Origin of the sequence: Shewanella gelidii (assembly GCF_014647855.1) — a bacterium.
Taxonomy (GTDB): domain Bacteria; phylum Pseudomonadota; class Gammaproteobacteria; order Enterobacterales; family Shewanellaceae; genus Shewanella; species Shewanella gelidii.
Genome location: NZ_BMPZ01000038.1, coordinates 1 through 528 on the forward strand (window position 1 = coordinate 1; position 528 = coordinate 528).

The window sequence follows — 528 nt, forward strand, 5'->3', positions numbered from 1 at the left end:
TTGCCCCACACTTCCACACCATTCGCTCGCAACGTGTCAATCTGACTCGTATCTGTAAGCGGAATATACTCGATGTTTAAACTCTGCAGCGCCGTCAGACCAAACAGCGGTGTTAAGTCATTCACCTGGGTATAGTTCAGGCCTAAATAATACAAATTCGTCAGATTCGACAGCGCACTGATATCCACCAAGCCTGCGTTGTCTGAAAGCTCAAGATGCTGAACCGGACTGAGACCCGCGAGCGAGTTTGCATTGTCCAGCCCATCATGACGAGTAATCTGTAATTGGTTAAGCTGCGTGAAGTTTGCCAGCGCGCTAAAGTCCGTCACTTGCGTGGACTCAAATGCCAAGTAATACAACTTATCACTCAAACCACTCAGCAGACTCACATCCGAGAACCCCTCCCCAATCACTCGAAGACTACCTAACGATTGGAATTGCGCTAACGGCTGATAATCCACTACAGGACCAGTCAAGGTTATTTGATATAGCGGTAGCTCTGCTGGCAGTGCATTTAAATCCGTTACA

Annotated in this window: 1 pseudogene; it reads right to left on the reverse strand. The window is 47.9% G+C overall.

Annotation, left to right across the window (positions count from 1 at the left end):
• Positions 1 to 528, reverse strand: a pseudogene (locus IEY18_RS17350) (hypothetical protein); the annotation flags it as partial.